The 17,333-nt window shown below is 68.4% G+C and carries 16 protein-coding genes and 1 riboswitch; of the genes, 10 read left to right on the top strand and 6 right to left on the bottom strand.

Going from position 1 to position 17,333, the window contains the following annotated elements; all coding sequences use genetic code 11:
• Positions 1-6: 6 nt before the first annotated feature.
• The 9 genes from OG430_RS30370 (at position 7) to OG430_RS30410 (ending at position 8,461) form a co-directional block, all read left to right on the top strand.
• Positions 7-690 (top strand): phosphonatase-like hydrolase, encoded by a 684-nt coding sequence (locus OG430_RS30370; RefSeq protein ID WP_327355816.1) that lies wholly within the window; start codon positions 7-9, stop codon positions 688-690.
• Entirely contained in the window at positions 690-1,778 is a 1,089-nt protein-coding gene (locus OG430_RS30375; RefSeq protein WP_327355817.1) for an ABC transporter ATP-binding protein, read from the top strand. The genes OG430_RS30370 and OG430_RS30375 overlap by 1 nt, the downstream gene beginning before the upstream one ends.
• Positions 1,771-2,643, top strand: coding sequence for a 2-aminoethylphosphonate ABC transporter permease subunit (locus tag OG430_RS30380; RefSeq protein WP_327355818.1), 873 nt, complete (start codon positions 1,771-1,773; stop codon positions 2,641-2,643). Before OG430_RS30375 ends, OG430_RS30380 begins: the two co-directional genes overlap by 8 nt.
• The gene (locus OG430_RS30385) at positions 2,630-3,427 is read left to right on the top strand and encodes an ABC transporter permease (protein ID WP_327355819.1); all 798 of its coding nucleotides are present in this window, start codon (positions 2,630-2,632) and stop codon (positions 3,425-3,427) included. Before OG430_RS30380 ends, OG430_RS30385 begins: the two co-directional genes overlap by 14 nt.
• Before the next feature lie 71 nt (positions 3,428-3,498).
• Complete coding sequence (locus tag OG430_RS30390; RefSeq protein ID WP_327355820.1) at positions 3,499-4,554, top strand: 2-aminoethylphosphonate ABC transporter substrate-binding protein; 1,056 nt, start codon at positions 3,499-3,501, stop codon at positions 4,552-4,554.
• A gap of 119 nt (positions 4,555-4,673) precedes the next feature.
• Positions 4,674-6,179: an alkaline phosphatase family protein gene (locus OG430_RS30395; RefSeq protein ID WP_442816743.1), complete on the top strand. Its 1,506-nt coding sequence runs from the start codon at positions 4,674-4,676 to the stop codon at positions 6,177-6,179.
• Positions 6,180-6,300: 121 nt separating this feature from the next.
• A complete protein-coding gene (locus OG430_RS30400) occupies positions 6,301-7,080 on the top strand; it encodes an HAD-IIA family hydrolase (RefSeq protein WP_327355822.1) in 780 nt (259 codons plus the stop codon).
• A gap of 196 nt (positions 7,081-7,276) precedes the next feature.
• Entirely contained in the window at positions 7,277-7,795 is a 519-nt protein-coding gene (locus OG430_RS30405; RefSeq protein ID WP_327355823.1) for a hypothetical protein, read from the top strand.
• Between the two features lie 9 nt (positions 7,796-7,804).
• On the top strand, positions 7,805-8,461 hold the full coding sequence (locus OG430_RS30410; protein WP_327355824.1) for a class F sortase: 657 nt from the start codon (positions 7,805-7,807) through the stop codon (positions 8,459-8,461).
• A gap of 220 nt (positions 8,462-8,681) precedes the next feature.
• On the opposite strand, the gene OG430_RS30415 is transcribed toward OG430_RS30410, so the two are convergent.
• The 3 genes from OG430_RS30415 to OG430_RS30425 form a co-directional block, all read right to left on the bottom strand.
• Positions 8,682-9,473 (bottom strand): CbtA family protein, encoded by a 792-nt coding sequence (locus OG430_RS30415; RefSeq protein ID WP_327355825.1) that lies wholly within the window; start codon positions 9,471-9,473, stop codon positions 8,682-8,684.
• 16 nt (positions 9,474-9,489) lie between these two features.
• Positions 9,490-9,708 (bottom strand): CbtB domain-containing protein, encoded by a 219-nt coding sequence (locus OG430_RS30420; RefSeq protein WP_327355826.1) that lies wholly within the window; start codon positions 9,706-9,708, stop codon positions 9,490-9,492.
• Positions 9,709-9,741: 33 nt separating this feature from the next.
• Positions 9,742-9,893, bottom strand: a riboswitch (cobalamin riboswitch).
• Between the two features lie 424 nt (positions 9,894-10,317).
• Positions 10,318-11,049: an ANTAR domain-containing protein gene (locus OG430_RS30425; protein WP_327355827.1), complete on the bottom strand. Its 732-nt coding sequence runs from the start codon at positions 11,047-11,049 to the stop codon at positions 10,318-10,320.
• A gap of 179 nt (positions 11,050-11,228) precedes the next feature.
• On the opposite strand from OG430_RS30425, the gene OG430_RS30430 reads away from it, so the two are divergent.
• A complete protein-coding gene (locus OG430_RS30430; protein ID WP_327355828.1) occupies positions 11,229-12,263 on the top strand; it encodes a glycoside hydrolase family 6 protein in 1,035 nt (344 codons plus the stop codon).
• Positions 12,264-12,331: 68 nt separating this feature from the next.
• Here the strand turns inward: OG430_RS30430 and OG430_RS30435 are convergent, their stop codons facing one another.
• The 3 genes from OG430_RS30435 to OG430_RS30445 all read right to left on the bottom strand — a co-directional run bounded on the left by OG430_RS30435 (position 12,332) and on the right by OG430_RS30445 (position 17,303).
• Positions 12,332-14,290 (bottom strand): kelch motif-containing protein, encoded by a 1,959-nt coding sequence (locus OG430_RS30435; protein ID WP_327355829.1) that lies wholly within the window; start codon positions 14,288-14,290, stop codon positions 12,332-12,334.
• Positions 14,287-16,251, bottom strand: coding sequence for a glycosyltransferase family 2 protein (locus OG430_RS30440; RefSeq protein ID WP_327355830.1), 1,965 nt, complete (start codon positions 16,249-16,251; stop codon positions 14,287-14,289). Before OG430_RS30440 ends, OG430_RS30435 begins: the two co-directional genes overlap by 4 nt.
• A gap of 344 nt (positions 16,252-16,595) precedes the next feature.
• Positions 16,596-17,303 carry a FadR/GntR family transcriptional regulator gene (locus OG430_RS30445; protein WP_327355831.1) on the bottom strand — a complete coding sequence of 236 codons (708 nt, stop codon included), beginning with the start codon at positions 17,301-17,303 and terminating at the stop codon, positions 16,596-16,598.
• Between the last annotated feature and the right edge of the window lie 30 nt (positions 17,304-17,333).

The following is a 17,333-nucleotide window of genomic DNA, read 5'->3' on the forward strand; positions in this document are numbered from 1 at the left end:
AGCAACTTGAGCATCAAGCTGGTGGTTCTGGACATGGCCGGCACGACCGTCGCCGACGGTGGCCTCGTCGAGCAGGCCTTCTCGCGGGCCGCCGAGCAGCTGGGCGTCGAGCCCGGGTCCGAGGACCACGCGAAGAAGCTGCAGTACGTACGCGACACCATGGGCGAGTCGAAGATCACCGTGTTCCGGGCGCTGTTCGGGGACGAGGCGGCGGCCCAGAAGGCGAACGTGGCCTTCGAGGCGGCGTACGGGGAACTCGTCGACGGTGGGCGGATCGCCCCGATCGACGGGGCGCGCGAGGCCATCGAGGAGCTGCGGGCGGACGGCCGCAGGGTCGTGCTGACCACCGGGTTCGCGCGGGTCACGCAGGACGCCATCCTCGATGCGCTCGGCTGGCGGGACCTGGTGGAGCTCACCCTGTGCCCGGCCGACGCGGGCGGCCGGGGGCGGCCCTACCCCGACATGGTGCTCGCGGCGCTGCTGCGGACGCAGGCCGCTGACGACGTGCGGCAGATCGCGGTCGCGGGGGACACGGCGTACGACATGCGCAGTGGCGCGCGGTCCGGGGCCTCGGTCGTCGCGGGCGTGCTGACCGGAGCGCACGACGCGGCGGCGCTGCGTGCGGGCGGGGCCACCCATGTGCTCGGGTCGGTCGCCGAACTGCCCGGTGTTCTTGGGGGAGTTGGGTGATGGGCAGTTCGGTGATGGGCGGGAGCGGCGGGGCGGGCAGCGGGATCCGGTTCGACGGCGTGTCGGTCGCGTACGGCAAGAACGTCGTTCTTGACGCACTGGACCTGACCGTCGAACCCGGTGAGGTCATGGCGCTCCTCGGGCCCTCCGGGTCGGGCAAGACCACGGCGCTGCGGGCGGTCGCCGGGTTCGTCCAGCCGGTCGCCGGGCGGGTGTTCATCGGGGAGCGGGACGTCACCGGGCTGCCGCCGTACAAGCGCGGCATCGGGATGGTCGTCCAGCAGTACGCGCTCTTTCCGCATCTGCGGGTCGAGGACAACGTCGCGTTCGGGATGAAGGCGCAGAAGGTCGCCAAGTCCGAGATACCGGGGCGGGTTGCCGAGGCCCTGGAGATGACGGGCATGGCGGCCTATGCCAAGCGGTTTCCGCGCGAGCTGTCCGGAGGGCAGCAGCAGCGGGTCGCGATTGCGCGGGCGCTGGCGATTCGGCCGGGGGTGTTGCTGCTCGACGAGCCGCTTTCGGCGCTGGACGCTCAGCTTCGGTCGGGGATGCTGGCCGAACTCGCCCGGCTGCACCGGGAGTTGCCGGATGTGTCGATCCTGTACGTCACCCATGACCAGGTCGAGGCTTTGACCTTGGCCGATCGGATCGCGGTGATGGACAAGGCGCGGTTGCAGGATTGCGGGACTCCGCAGGAGCTTTATCGCCGGCCTCGGACGGAGTTCACGGCTTCGTTCGTGGGCAATGCGAATCTTCTGCCGGTGCAAGTGGGCTCAGGGGTCGTGTTGTTCGGCGGGGCCGAGCTGAAGGTGTCCACCGAGGAGGTCGCCTCGGGGGCGACTGCGACCCTCTGTGTGCGGCCGCATCTGGTGGGGCTCGGGGATGGGCCCAATGCCCTGACCGGGACTGTGGCCGAGGTGCAGTGGAGGGGTTCCACACACCGGTTGTACGTCGAAGTGGACGGGCAGCGGGTGAAGGCGGACCTCCGGGAGCTTCGGGATCCGCCCGGCTTGGGCGATGAGGTCACCTTGCACTTCGCGCCGGAAGACGCGGTGCTGCTTTCCGCAGGGGTGGGCAAGCATGGCTAGCGCCACACTCATCGGGGCAACCAAGAAGGGGACGAAGTCGCCGGACAAGGTGCCGAGTTGGGTCTGGGCGTTGCCGCCCATAGCCGCGCTCGCCCTCGTCTTCCTCTACCCCCTCGCTCTGGTCGTCCAGCAGTCCTTCCAGCCCGACACCGGAGGGACTTCCCTTCAGCCGTACGCCGATGTCTTCGGATCCGTAGCGTTTCGGGAGGCTTTGTCCACCACCGTGTGGCTGGCGGTCGGGGCGACCGTCGGGTGTCTGGTGCTCGGGTTCGTGCTGGCGCTGGTCATCGCGTTCGTGCCGTTTCCCGGCGGGAAGGCCGTCGCCAAGTTCATCGACGTGTTCCTGTCCTTCCCGTCCTTCCTCATCACGCTCGCACTGCTCTTCATCTACGGCAGTGTCGGCATGGCCAACGGGCTGTGGACGGACGTCACCGGGGCCGCCGACGGGCCGTTCCAGTTCCTGACCACGCCCTGGGGTGTGCTGCTCGCCGAGATCACGTACTTCACGCCGTTCGTGATGCGGCCCCTGCTCGCCGCCTTCTCGCAGCTGGACACCGCGCAGATCGAGGCCGCCTCCTCGCTGGGCGCCAGGGCGCCGCGGATCATCCGGCAGGTCATCCTGCCCGAGGCGCTGCCCGCGCTGATGGCCGGCGGGAGCCTCGTCCTCGTCATGTGCCTGAACGAGTTCGGGATCGTGCTCTTCACGGGGGCGAAAGGGGTGACGACCCTGCCGATGCTGGTCTACAGCGAGGCCATTCTCGAATCCAATTACCCGGCTGCCTGTGTCGTCGCCGTCGTCAACATCGGGATTTCCGTGGGCCTTTACGGCCTCTACAGGTTGGTGAGCCGTCGTGTTGGTGCATAGCAAGAAGGGCAAGTGGGCCACCTGGGTCGTCTTCTTCGTCCTCTTCCTTCCGCTCTTCGCGCTGCCGCTGTTCGTGATCGTCGCGGCTTCGTTCTCCACGCACTGGTCGAGTGCGTTTCCGTCCGGGTTCACCACCGAGAATTACGCCGCCGCCACCCGCGGCGAGTCCCTGCAGGCCCTCACCACCAGCCTGGTCACCGCGCTCACCGCGAGCCTGCTCGCGCTGGCCGTCGGGAGCTGGGCCGCGCTCTCCGCGGCCGCGCTGAAGAAGCGGGGGAAGCGAGTCCTGGACGCGCTGTTCATGCTGCCGGTCGCCGTGCCCAGCGTCGTCGTCGGGCTCGCCGTCCTGGTGGCGTTCTCGAAGCCGCCGATGCTGCTCAACGGCACCAGCTCGATCGTCATCCTCGCGCACACCGTTCTTGTCACGGCGTTCGCCTATCAGTCGGTCTCCGCTGCCATCGTCAGGCTGGACCCGGCCTATGAGCAGGCCGCGGCGTCGCTGGGCGCGCGGCCCTCGTACGTCCTGTGGCGGGTGAAACTGCCGCTCCTGCTGCCGTCCCTGAACGCGGCAGCCGGGCTCTGCTTCGCCCTGTCCATGGGCGAGTTGAGCGCCACGATGATGCTCTACCCGCCGGACTGGATGCCGCTGCCGGTCCAGATCTTCACCGCCACCGACCGCGGCTATCTCTTCTCGGGCTCCGCCGTCGCGGTGGTCCTGATGGGCACGACGCTGCTCGTGCTGCTCGCGGTCTCCCGCATCCGCACCAAGGCTTCCTACCGCTGACGCCTGCCGTCCTTCGCCGCTTCTCCTTCCACCCCCTCTTCCTGGCCCCTCTTCCTGGAGATACGAACCTCATGCGTGTCAAAGCCATAGCCGCCACCGTCGGCAGCCTCGCCCTGGCAGCCCCGCTCCTCACTGCCTGCGGCGGCAACTCCGCCGCGTCCGACGAGAACGTCGTCACCGTCTACAGCGCCGACGGCCTCAAGGGCGAGAACGGCGACGGCTGGTACGACCAGGTCTTCAAGGACTTCGAGAACAAGACCGGCATCAAGGTCAAGTACGTCGAGGGCGGCTCGGGCGAGATGGTGCAGCGGGCGCTGCGCGAGAAGTCCAACACCCAGGCCGATGTCATGGTCACCCTGCCGCCGTTCATCCAACAGGCCGACGGAAAGGGCCTGTTGGACAAGTACAAGCCGGAAGGGTCGGACCAGGTCAACGGTGCCGACAAGGCGGCCGACGGCACCTGGACGGCCGTCGTCAACAACTACTTCTCCTTCATCTACAACAAGAAGGAGCTGAAGCAGCCCCCGGCCACCTGGCAGGAGCTCCTCGACGGCAAGTACAAGAACAAGCTGCAGTACTCCACCCCGGGCGTCGCGGGCGACGGCACCGCGGTCGTCATCAAGGCGATGCACGACTTCGGCGGCAAGGACGCCGCCATGGAGTACCTGGGCAAGCTGCAGGCCAACAACGTCGGCCCGTCCTCGTCCACGTCCAAGCTGGCGCCCAAGACCGACAAGGGCGAACTGCTCGTCGCGAACGGCGACGTACAGATGAACTTCGCCCAGGCCAAGTCCATGCCGAACCTGGGCATCTGGTTCCCGAAGACGGCGGGCGGCAAGCCCACCACCTTCGCGCTGCCCTACGCGGCCGGCCTGGTCAAGAACGCCCCGCACTCCGCGAACGCCAAGAAGCTCCTTGACTTCATGCTCACCGAGAAGGCCCAGAAGCAGGTGAGCGAGATCGGCGGCGGCTTCGCCGCACGCTCCGACGTGAAGCCCGTCGACGCCAACTCCATCGCTCTCAAGAAGCTGTTGGACGGCGTCGAGGTCTTCGAGCCCGACTGGGCGGACATCGACAAGAACCTTTCCTCTTACGTCGACGCCTGGAAATCTGCCACCGGAAGTTGATCGGTAACCGTACGTCCATGTGGGCCGCCGAGGATCCTCGGCGGCCCATCCCGACCCCCACCATGGAGGAGTACGTGCCCACTGTCCTGCCCAGACGCAGCCGCACCCGCGCAATCGCCATGAGCGCGACGGCAGTTGCCCTGCTCGCCGGCACGGTTCAGCTCAGCACCGGCGGCGCCACCGCCGCCACCCCCACCGCCGCAGCCGCGGCGACCACCGACAAGGTCCTCGTCATCGGCGTCGACGGCGCCGTCCTCAGCCGGGTGAAGGCCGCCAATGCGCCGAACCTCAAGCGCCTGATGTCCGAAGGCCTCACCGCCGACTCGAAGCTGTACGCGAACCCCATGGCGGCCACCTCCTCCGGCCCCGGCTGGTCCACGATCGCCACCGGCGTGTGGCCCGACAAGCACGGCGTGAAGGACAACTCCTTCACCGGCAAGCAGTTCGGCACCTACCCGGACTGGCTGACCCGCGTCGAGAACGCCAAGCCGTCGCTCACCACCTACGCGGCCGCCGACTGGGAGCCCATCGCCTCCACCGACCAGAACGGCCCGATCTACTCCCCGAAGGTCGACAAGCGCTACAGCCTCAAGGGCGACGCCAACGGCTACGGCGTGGAGGACCCGAAGATCGCCTCCGCGGCGGCCGGCGAACTCAAGAACACCAGCGCCGACGCCTCCTTCGTCTACTTCGGCGAGATAGACGTCGCGGGCCACAGCAGCGGCGCCGCGAGCCAGGCCTACCTGGACGCCATCGGACGCACCGACAAGCACATCGGCACCATCCTGAACGCGGTCACCTCGCGGCCCACGTACTCCCAGGAGAACTGGAAGATCCTGGTCACCACCGACCACGGGCACACCGACTCCGGCGGTCACGGCGGCTCCACCACCCAGGAGCGCGGCACCTTCGTCATCGCCAAGGGCGCGGGGATCCCGGCGGGCTCGGTCCGCCACGACGTACGCCTCGTCGACGTGGCGGCGACCGCCCTCAAGCACGTGGGCGTGTCCACGTCCGGGCTGGACGGGGTGCCGCTCGACTCCCCGGACAACGACGACTTCGACACCGTACGGCCGAAGCTGCAGTCCCGTACGGACGAGACCGGCATCCCGGCGGACGTGAAGGGCTACACCCACACCCCGCCCGCCGGCTGGTCCGTCGACAACTCCAAGATGGGCACCGGCGGCGTCACCGAGTGGCGCGGCTGGGCCTTCGCCACGGACGAGTTCTGGACCCAGTCGCAGCGCGACCAGTGGCGCGAGCTGAACGTCCGCAGCCGTGACGTCTTCGCCGTCGCCGACTCCGACGAGTGGGCCGACAAGACCTTCACCGGCACGTACGACTCGACGCTCGTCAGCCCGAAGTGGCCGGTCACCGGCGGCACCACCCGCAGCCTCCGCTTCCAGAGCCACTACCACCACGAGGCGGGCCAGACGGCCCAGGTGCTCGTCTCGTACGACGGTGGCGCGTCGTCCGTCGTGAAGACGTTCAGCGCCGACGCCGTGGCGCAGTGGCAGAGCATTGCGCTGAACGTGCCGGCGGGGGCCACGAACGTGCAGGTCAAGTTCCGCTACAGCGGTGACAACAACTGGTACTGGGCGGTCGACAACGTCTGGATCGCCTGACAGCCGCTGAGCACGTCCGCTGATCTCGCCTGCTGACCGGGGCGGGCCCCGTGGGCCCGCCCCGGTTAGGGTGAAGGCGTAGACCTTTGGCCACCGTTTGACGTGAGCGGAGAACAGTCCCGTGGCAGAGCGCAAGCCGATCGAATCCTGGCTCACCGACATGGACGGCGTCCTCATCCACGAGGGTGTGCCGATCCCCGGGGCGGATGCCTTCCTCAAGCGGCTGCGGGAGTCCGGGAAGCCCTTCCTGGTGCTGACCAACAACTCCATCTACACCGCGCGTGACCTGCACGCCAGGCTGCAGCGGATGGGGCTCGACATCCCCGTCGAGAACATCTGGACGTCGGCCCTCGCCACGGCGAAGTTCCTCGACGACCAGCGGCCGGGCGGCACGGCGTACGTGATCGGCGAGGCGGGTCTGACCACGGCGCTGCACGACATCGGGTACGTCCTGACGGACTCCGAGCCCGATTACGTGGTGCTGGGCGAGACCCGGACCTACTCCTTCGAGGCCATGACCAAGGCGGTCCGGCTGATCAATGCCGGGTCGCGCTTCATCTGCACCAACCCGGACGAGACCGGGCCCTCGCTGCAGGGGCCGTTGCCGGCGACCGGGGCGGTTGCCGCGCTGATCACCAAGGCGACGGGTAAGGAGCCCTACTTCGCGGGCAAGCCCAATCCCTTGATGATGCGGACGGGCTTGAATGCGATCGGGGCGCATTCCGAGACCAGCGCGATGATCGGGGATCGCATGGACACGGATGTCCTGGCCGGGCTGGAGGCGGGGATGCTGACGTATCTCGTGCTCACCGGGCTCACGGCTGCGGGTGATGTGGACAAGTACCCGTTCCGGCCGTCGAAGATCGTGGATTCGATCGCGGATCTGGTGGACAGGATTTAGCCCCCACCCCGCCCCTTCCCGTAAGGCTGCCGCCAGCTTCAAAGACTGTCCTCAAACGCCGGACGGGCTGATGAAATCAGCCCGTCCGGCGTTTGAGGACACAGCTCCGCAGGATTTCGGGAAGGGGCGGGGAGAAAAAGCCCTGAACAGCCCACCCCCGGATGCGGCCGCAGCCAAAGCGCCGCAAGCTGCAACCATGCGCCGAGTTGCACCCACCCTGTGCGCCGCCCTCGCGGCAATCACCCTGACCAGCCCCGCCGCGGCAGCGGACGGCACGGTCAAGGTCACGCCCGCGCAAGCGACCCCCGGCGCCCAGATCCAGCTCTACGCCTCCGGCTGTGACGGCACCACCGGCTCCGCCAAATCGCCCGCCTTCGTCGCCGACGGCGCCCTCACCGGGCGGGACGGCAAGGGGTTTCCGCTGGCCGGTGAGGCGATGATCCGGTCGACCGCCACCCCGGGAACGTACGACGTGTCCGTGACCTGCGACGGGCAGGACGGGAAGGCCAAGGGGACCGTCACCGTCGTGCGGAACCAGCCCTCGCCGACCGCCCCGATCAAGGCCGGCGGCGGCGGCACCGCCAAGCTTGCCGCGACCACGGACGACGGGCCGGGCACCCGGCACACGCTCATCGGCGGGATGCTGGCCGGAGCCGCGGCCCTGGCCGTGGCGGGGCGGCTCGTGAGCCGTCGTCGGCGTCGTCGCTCCGAGTGAGTCGGTGAGATGGCCGACGAGAGGTCGCCGGTGTCCAGCCGGCTGCTCACCGGTCTTGCCTGGGTCGTGCTCCTCGCCGGTCTGCTGGTCTGGGGGAGCGATCTGACCGATGTGCCGCAGAGCGGCCCGAGCATCGGTGACGTGTCGGGGATCGGGCAGCCCGCCGAGGTCCAACTGCCGCCCGCCCACAAGCCGTTGCCGCCCGCCCGGCCGCACCGCGTGGACATCCCCGCCATAGGAGTGCAGGCCCCCGTCGTGAAGCGGGGCCTCGACGCGGAAAGGGCCATCGACCCGCCCCCGTACGACCAGAAAGGTGTGGTCGGGTGGTACGGGGGCGGGGTGAAGCCCGGTGCCAAGGGGGCCGCGCTGTTCGTCGGGCATGTGGACACCGAGACGCAGCCCGCTGTCTTCTACAACCTCAGCACGCTGCGCCCGGGCCAGCAGATCCGGGTGACCCGCGCGGACGGCTCGCTCGCGGAGTTCACCGTCGAGGACGTCCAGGTCTTCACCCGCGACCGGTTCGACGCACAGCAGGCCTACGGCGCCCGCGAGCCGGACCGGGCCGAGCTGCGCCTGATCACCTGCGGCGGCACCTTCGACCGGGCGGCCAAGGCGTACACGTCGAACGTGGTGGTCTCGGCCTACCTCACGGGCACCGGGCCCTGAGCCACCCGGCCCGACTCAACTAGGGCCTGTCTTCAAACTCCCGTCTGCCTCGCGACGCCTGGCACGCTCCCCCAAGCTCTTCGAGCAGGGGGGACCCCCTCTCGCCGCACCGGGCGAAAGACCAAGTACGTCCGGCCCATCGACGGGGCCTTCCGCCCGGCACGCCGAGAGCACGCACCAGACGCCGCAGGCTGATCCACAGAGATCGGGGAGACAGGCCCTAGCCCACCGGCACCGGCCCTTGACCCGAAGCCTCCGCGGCGGCCGGGGCCGGAGCGGCGGCGCGGGCGGCGGCCCGCAGGCCGAGTGCGCCGAAGACCGCCGCGAACACGCCCCAGAGCAGCACGTGTGAAGCGATCGAGAGGACCCGGAAATCCCACAGGAGCGTCGCCGCGACCGGGACCTCGTCCGGGTTGCCCGGCAGCGCGAACAGCGCGACCAGGACGGCGATCGTGGCCACCGCGACCGCGAGGTGCCTGACCGGCACGGAGCGGGACGCGAGGCGTACGTACACCTGCCAGACCAGGACCATGCCGAGCACCCCGATGGCGACCGCGGCCAGCCACAGGGCCTGCCGGTTGGCGACCGTGGTGGAGTCGCCGACGCCGGGCGGGTTGGCCGGGTAGCGCAGCCCGGGGAGCAGCGAGACGGCCAGGAAGGCGGCCGTGGAGAAGGTGAGGGCGCGCGTCCACGGGGAACCGGCGGTGGGCGTGCGGCGGTGCACCAGGGCGTAGGCGACGGCGAAGAGCAGGCCGAGGGCGAGGCCCGCGACGATCGCCGTGACGACCAGGCCGAAGTGCTGCTGGGAGCGCGTGAAGAGCTCCTCGTGGTGCTTGACTATCGCGCCGGCCGGCTCGTGCTTGTGGCCGGATTCGGAGCGTGCCTCTTCGAGGCGGATCGCCTTGTCCATCAAGGGCTCGGCGAGCAGCAGGGAGAAGAGACCGGTGGCAAGACCGGCCGCTCCTCCTGCCGCAAGACCGCGCCCGAGCAGGGGGAGTACGGGTGAAGACATGGTGCGAGCGCCCCGATCAGTGGCAGGGGGCGCCGAAGAGGTGCCGTCCGTCGTGGGAGAACTCGTGCAGGTAGTCGCCCGTCGCGGCGATCATCGTTCCGTTGTCCAGGAAGATCGCGTACAGCGCCACAAGAGCGATGATGACCGCGGCCGAGGCGATCAGCAGGTCGCGGGTGCGGGTGGTGGCGGCCGAAACCGCCGCGGTGTCGGTGTGCTGCGCGTGCTGCAGAGACATACCGGTGACCTCCTTCTGGGGTTTCCACGCCCCATGGCAGGAGGACGACGGGTTCAGTTCCTGACTTCCCGTACGCGTCACCGGAGGGTGGCGCGTGGGGTCACAGTGGCGGGACCGCCCCGGAGTTGCACCGGGTTCCTGTCAACCGTCGCCTCAATGTATGGACTTGTCGTCCGGGAGAGTCGCAGTCCACGGCAACCCCTGTCAACCAGGCCTGCCTGTCCTTTGCGAGGTCACCGGGGGCGGCAAGGGGGGCTCTTGGAGGCTCGGGGGGCGCACCTGACCCGGCCGGTGACCCGCTCCCCCCGGAGCCGCCGGCCGGGCCGGTCCTCGACCGCGCGCGCTCGGGCTGCGGGAGTAACCCGGCGCCGGCACGGGAGGTTCTGAGGCCAGTCCAGTTGTTCTGGCGTGTGGCCGGGGGCTGGGGCCGTTGAACGGCAACTCTGCGTAGAGCCGTTGGCCCAACTCTAGAACGGATGAACGCCAAGGCCTAGAGGCACTTTGACGCCAAGTCGTGGCCTGGTGGCGGTGGGTGAGTTCTGATCACGGCTGCCGTGCCGCGCGATCACGGCAGCCGCGCCTCCCGACCGCGACCGCCGGGCGTCCCGATCAGGACGGTGTGTTGCGTTCTCCACGCAGCGCATAGTCGTCCAGATCCCCGTCCATCACGGCCTGCGCGACCATGCTGAGCGGCCGGCGGGCCGTGCGGGCATGGCGGCGCAGGGCCCGGAAGGCTTCGTCCACCCCGACGCCCCAGCGCTCGGCGAGCAGCCCCTTGGCCTGCTCGATCAGTACGCGGCTGGTCAGCGCGGTCTGCAACTGCTCGGAGAGCTCCCGGCACTGGGACATCTCGCGTTGGTGCAGCAGACCGATGGTCGCGGCGTCGGCGAGCGCCTGGGCCAGCTCCACCTCGGCGCGGGGCCGCTGGTGCGTGGTGAAGACGATCACCGCGCCGAGCACGGTCTCGCGCAGCCGTAGTGGCACCGCATAGGTGGAGCTGATGTCCTGGACCCGGGCCCGCACGGTGAAATCCGGCCAGCGGGTGAGGGTTTGGGGCTCGTCGAGCGGCACCGGCCCGACCGGGGCGCCGGTGGTGAAGCTGTCCAGGCAGGGCCCGCCGAGGTGCTGCACCTCGAGCAGACCGAGCACCCAGTCGTCCCGGTCCGAGCTGGTGACCAGGGAGACCTGCTCCTCGGAGAAGAGCACGACTCCGGCGGCCACCGCCCCGAGCAGCTCCACGCAGCGGTCGGCGAGGCGTGCCAGGTACTTGGCCGGATCGAAGTCGGTGGTCAGGGTGTCGGCGGTCTCCACGAAGGCGGAGGCCAGCCGCAATTGGCTCATGGAGTGTTGCATGGTGGCCTCTCTCGACCGATTCAGTTGGCAGGCATCTCCGCGCCTACCCGATCTGGGAAGGGTGTAACGGCTCATCTACGAAGAAGATGCAGGCCCCGGTCAGCCTCGTGGCGTGCGGGTACGTATGTCAGGATTGGGAGCCGGACGGTGCACCCAAGGGGGAGTGGATGTACGGCAGCGATGACCGCCGTAAGCGCAGGTCTGCAGGTGCGGGGGTGAAGGCTTCAGCGGTGGCCGTGGGGGCGGTGCTGCTGCTCGCCGGCTGTTCCGACAGTGGCGGGGACCCCGACGCGCCCAAGACTTCGGGAAAGCAGCAGCCGAAGGGCACGGACCCCTACTGGGTCAACCCCGATGGGAACGCGGCCAAACAGGTCGCCACCTTCCTCGAGGACGGCAAGAAGGACGACGCCGAACTTATCAAGAAGATCGCGGACCAGCCGGTCGGTCAGTGGATCGGGACGGAGAACGCGGAGGCGGAGGCCCGTGGCTTCACGGAGGCCGCCGAGAAGGTCGACCGGGACGCGCTCCTGGTGCTCTACAACATCCCGCACCGCGACTGCGGCAAGTACTCCAAGGGCGGCGCCGCGGACGGCAATGCGTACCGCGCCTTCATCGACAGCGTGGCCAAGGGCATCGGCGACCGGCACGCCACGGTGATCCTGGAGCCGGACGCGCTGTTGCACCTGGTACAGAACTGCACCCCGCAGGAGCTGCACGAGGAGAGGTACGCCCTCCTGAACGAGGCGATCGACAAGCTGAAGGCGCGCAAGAACACCAAGGTCTATCTGGACGGCGGCAACCCGGGCGCGGGCAAGGCCGACGGATTCGCCGAGCCGTTGAACAGAGCCGGGATCGCCAAGGCCGACGGCTTCGCGGTGAATGTGTCGAACTTCTTCACCACGCAGGACGCCACGGCCTTCGGCAAGGAACTCTCGGCGAAGGTCGGCAACAAGCCCTTCGTGATCGACACCAGTCGCAACGGCAACGGCCCCTACAACGAGGGCGATCCGAACGAGCGCTGGTGCAACCCGCCCGGCCGCGCCCTCGGCGAGGCACCCACCACCAAGACCGCCGACGGCCAGGTGGACGCCTATCTGTGGGTCAAGCGCCCCGGGGAGTCGGACGGCACGTGCAAGGGCGGTCCGAAGGCGGGCGAGTGGTGGCCCGAGTACGCGCTGGGGCTCGCGAGAGCGAGCAAGTAGCCCTTTCCCGTACGTAGTTGAGGGCGGGCCCCGATCGGGGCCCGCCCTCAACTACGTACGGCTGCTTATTACTTCGGAATCTCCACCCACACCGCCTGGCTCGGCGTGCCCTGGTCGTCCGTGACGAAGAGCATGTACCAGCCGGGCTGCACCAGGTTCTTGTTCCTCGGCACCGTGACCTGGATGTCGTTGCCCGACTTCTTCAGGTCCAGGGCGATCGAGCGCTGGTCCACGTCCGTGACGTGCGTGGAGGCGCTCGGGCGGATCAGGCGGGCGTTCTTGATGGACGCCCCGTGCCGCGACTTGAAGGTCGCGGTGCCGCCCCGCTCGATGGACTTGGGGCCGCCGGTCAGGGTCGGCTTGGGGCCCGCGTAGTTGTACGGCGGGGTGTAGATCTCGATGCGCTGCTCGAACGTGCCGGGCTTGGTGTTGGCCGGGTCGTCGAAGAGCGAGTCCGAGCCGAAGACCACGACGCGGCCGTCGGGCAGGAGCAGCGAGCCCGAGTGGTAGTTGCGGCCGACGAGGGGGTCGGCGACGCGGCGCATCTCGTTGGTCTTCGCGTCGTACATGCGGGCCTCGAGGATGTTCGAGCCACCGCGGCCGCGGTAGTCCTCGGAGCCGCCGGAGATCAGCACCGTGTCGTCGGGGAGCACCGAGGACTGGGCGTAACGGGTTCCCTTGTCGAGCGAAGGGCCGTCCTTGAACACCGGGTTGGTGTCCTTGAGGTCGATGACGCGGGTCTTCTTGCTGGACTGCTCGGACTCGCCGACGCCGCCGCCGCCGATCACCATGAACTTCTCGTCCTGGGCGGGCGGCAGCATGACCGTGCCCGCCGTCTCCATCAGGGTGGGGTCGCTCAGGCCCTTGAGGTTGGTCCAGTCATTCGTCTCGAAGTCCCAGATGCCGGGCTTGCGGCCCACGTCGTCCGGGCCGTAGCCGGCGTTGGCGCCCGAGTAGAAGAGCTTGCCGTTCGGCAGCAGGAAGATCGCCGGGTAGGTGGGGAACTGGCGCTTCTGCTTGACGTACGTCCACTTCTTGGTCTTCGGGTCGTACGCCTCGTTCCGGTCGCCCGGGACGACCTGGCCGATGTCGTCGAGGCCGGACAGGGCGAGGATCTTGCCGGTGTCGAGCGTGGTGAGGGTGGGGTACCAGCGGGCCTCGTTCATCGGGTCGACCTTGATGTACTTCTCGGCGACCGGGTCGAACTCGTAGGCGTCCTTGATGCCTTGGAAGTCCTTCTTGTCCAGGGCGATCTTCTGGCCGATGCCGTAGACGTTGCGGGTGTCGGAGCCCTTGAGGCCCTGCACCCGGTAGTTGTCCTCGGAGCCGGTCTCGTACTGCTTGCCGCTCTTCTCCGCCTCGACGTAGACCCGTCCGAGGCCGGGGTCGTTGCGGATGAACTCGCCGGTCGCCGGGTCGAACACCTTCTTCGCCCGGTCGACGACCGTGTCGTCCTTGGCGACGAACGTCTTGCCGTTCTTCTTGCCGGTGAACCGGGTGCCCGCGGGCAGCGTGATCGGCTTGTCCGGGTCCTCGTTGTGCACCACCATCAGGCCGCCGGCCTTGGTGACGTCGCCCTTGATCTTCTCGTACCGCTTGGTGCCGCCCGCCACCAGGAGCTTGCCGTCCGGCAGTTGGGTGTGGCCCGTGCAGAACAGGTCGTTGGGGGTCTTGATCTCCTTGAAGGTGTTCGCCACCGGGTCCCAGAGGGTGGTGTCGAACTTCTTCGCGTCGAAGTTCTTCTGGTTGTTGCCCGAACCCGCGACCAGGAGCACCTTGCCGGTGTGCAGCAGGGCGGCGTGGATGGTGTTCAGCCGGTACTTCTCCGGCATGTCCACTATGTCCCAGTGGCCGTTGTCCGCCTTGTACTCGGGCTTGTTGATCTTGTAGTCGTGGTACTTCTCCGAGCCGAAGCGCCACAGGGCCGGGCCGTTCATCCCGGCGAGCGCAAGGACCACCGCCGCGCCTATCGCTATGCGGCGGGCGCGGCGGTGCTTGTGCTTCGCCGGGGTGGAACCGTCGGTCATTTCTTACGTCCCCCAAGGGCGATCTGCATGGTCTGGTCGGGCGCGTTGGCCCAACTGGGCTTCTGCTGCGGGGTGTGGGCGCCCGGCCCCGGCGGCGCGGCGCCCTGCGGGGGCACCACGGCCTCGGGCTGTGCGGGTGTGCCCGAACCCGGCGGCGTGCCACCGGCTTTGCGCTTCTTCTTCTCCTGGCGCACCATGTGGCGCCAGACGAAGATCGGCAGCGCCGTGATCGTCATGGCGAACGTCGCCCAGATGATCATCGCCGGGTGCGAGTGCCCGTACACGACTCCGGCGGCGATCGAGCCGCCGAAGAGCAGGATGAAGTACCAGTGGTACCGGAACGTGCCGAACCAGCGGTCCGGGCTTGCCGAGTCGCCCTTGGGGGTCACCACGAACTTGCTCTTCTTGCGGAGCATCGAGTCGATCAGCGCCTTGGCGTACAGCGGCGCCGACAGCGCGGACATCACCATGCCGGCCACACCGCCGGAGCCCTCCGGCTCGTGCGGCGAGACGTTGTGCCGGCGGTTCCAGACGTAGAGCCCGATCTGCAGGGCGGAGGCGTTGCCGTACAGCATCAGCCAGATCGTCGGGTCGATGTTCACACCCGATGCGCCCAGGCCCAGGAACAGCGCACAACTCATCGCTGCCAGGATCCAGTTGAGGGCCGACATCGGATAGAAGATGATCATCATCGTGTAGTTGAAGAGCTTGCTCGGCGGAAGCGAGTACCAGCCCTTCCAGTACTGCTTGAGGATCGTCTCGTACGTCCCTCGCGACCAGCGCATCTGCTGGGTGAAGAAGTCCGTCCAGGCGCTGGGACCCTCACCGACCGCGAGCACGTCCGGGGTGTACACCGAGCGCCACTTCTTGCCGGTGGCCGGGTTCTTGGCGCGGTGGATCTCGAAGCCCGTCGCCATGTCCTCGGTGATCGAGTCGTACAGACCGCCGATCTGCTTGAGCGCCTTGATGCGCACGGCGTTGGACGTGCCGACGAACATCGGGGCGCCGTACGCGTTGCCCGCGCGCTGGATCAGGGCGTGGAACAGGAACTGCTGGGACTCGGCGGCCTTGGTGATGAAGTTGTCGTAGTTGCCGTACACCTGGGGGCCGATCACGAACCCGATGTTCGGGTCGCGGAAGAAGCCGAGCATCCGCTCCAGGTAGTTGGGCAGCGGGACGTGGTCGGTGTCGACCGAGGCGAAGAAGTCGTAGTGGTCGCCGTGCGCGTCCAGCCAGGCGTTGTAGTTGCCGTGCTTGGTCTTGGCGCGGTGCGGGCCCTTCTTCTGGTTCCACCGCTCCACGCCCTTGCGGGAGAAGTGGTGCACCCCGAGGCGCTCGCAGACGGCCTTGACGGCCGGGTCGTCGCCCTCGTCGAGCAGCCAGACGTGCATCAGGCCGCGGTGCCGGATCTTGACCGCCGCCTCCAGCGTCTTCGTCACCATCTCCAGGGGTTCCTTGCCGGGAACGAAGGAGGTGAGGAAGGCGACGCGGGTGCCGGTCTCGGGCACCACCGGGACCGGGTCGCGGGCGACCAGGGTGGCGTGCGCGTTCGACAGCACGTTCATACAGCGGAAGAACTCGATCAGGCCGATCGAGACCAGCATGATCACGTCGAGCGTCGGCAGGAAGTCGTACTCGACGTAGTCGCGCTTGGTCCAGTGCTCGGGCTGAAGCAGCCACGCGAGCAGGACCAGCGAGAGCAGCGGGGCCGCGCCCAGCATCAACGCGGCGCGGATGCGGTGCGGTTCCTGCGAGAGCAGGGTGCGGTACTGCACCTTGTACGGCTTCGTCGGGTCGGGGTTGGTGAGGGGGCCGGCGAGCCTGCTGTAGTGCTCGTAGTCATAGCGCGGCAGCGACTTCTTGAGCCGCTTGAAGCCGCCCGTCCGATGCGACGGCACTCTCAACTGCTGAGTCTGGGACGGGTCCGGTCCCGGTCGGGCGCCTGTCGGCGTCGACGTCATGAGTCATCCCCCCGCACGCGTGCGTTGCGTGGTCGTTGGTCCTTCCGTCCGCTCGGGTCCCCCTCGACCTCCGCGAACGCATCAGTGGCAGGCCACCGTTCCTGATCCTTGAGGTTCCTGATCCTTAGGACTGAGAACGCGACCTTCCGGTTGCATGATGCCCGCCCCGACATCTGTTCATGAACGGGGCCCCCACCCCGCATCCGTTCCGCAACCGGCCGAGCCCCCTCGGCTTCCTCGTGCCGTCTGCTCAACTACCTTGTACCGCAAGCCTCATAGGAGCCAATGGCTCTCGGTAAGACTTCTACGAGCATCATCATGATCGCAAGAGCGAAACAAGGTCGTTACCGGTCATACACGCGATTTGGGACAGCAGTTGGGGCGGGAGAGCCCAACCTCGTCCTGATATTCCCGAAGTGCTCGCGAATGGCCTGTTCGGCCCGGAGAGTGTCGCCGGACCGCACGGCGTCGAGGATCTCCCGATGCTGCCGGCACGTCACCTTCGGATCCTGCGGTACGTCCACGAGGTCGGTCCGCACCCGGTGGAACGCGTCCCAGAACGCCTCCAGGACCTCGCCGAGCAGCTGATTGCCGAGCCCCCGGTAGAGCGTCGCGTGGAAGGCCCGGTCGGTCTCGGCCCGCACCGCCCCCTCGGCGGCCTCGGCGTCCATCCGCCCGACCAGCGCGTCGAGCTCCGCCAGGTCCTCGGCCGGTACGAGCCCCGCGAGCCGGGCGATGAGACCGGTCTCCACGGCCTCGCGCAGCTCCAGGAGTTGCAGCAGGCTGTCCTCGCCGCGGTAGTGCCCGGCGACCGTGCGGAAGGTGAGGCCCTCGATCATCGGCGCCATCGACATCGGCCCGACGTACGTCCCGAACCCGTGCCGGATCTCGACGATGCCCATCGCCTGCAGCGCCTTGAGCGCCTCGCGCACGGAGTTCCGGCTCACCCCGAGGAGCTCCATCAGTTCGGGCTCGGTGGGGAGGGAGGCGCCCGACGGCAGCCGCTGGTCGATGATGAGCTTCTTGATCCGCTCCTGTATGTCGCGCGCCATGGCGCACACGGTATCCGGCCACGCACCTGA

It is taken from the genome of Streptomyces sp. NBC_01304 (genome assembly GCF_035975855.1).
Classification (GTDB): domain Bacteria; phylum Actinomycetota; class Actinomycetes; order Streptomycetales; family Streptomycetaceae; genus Streptomyces.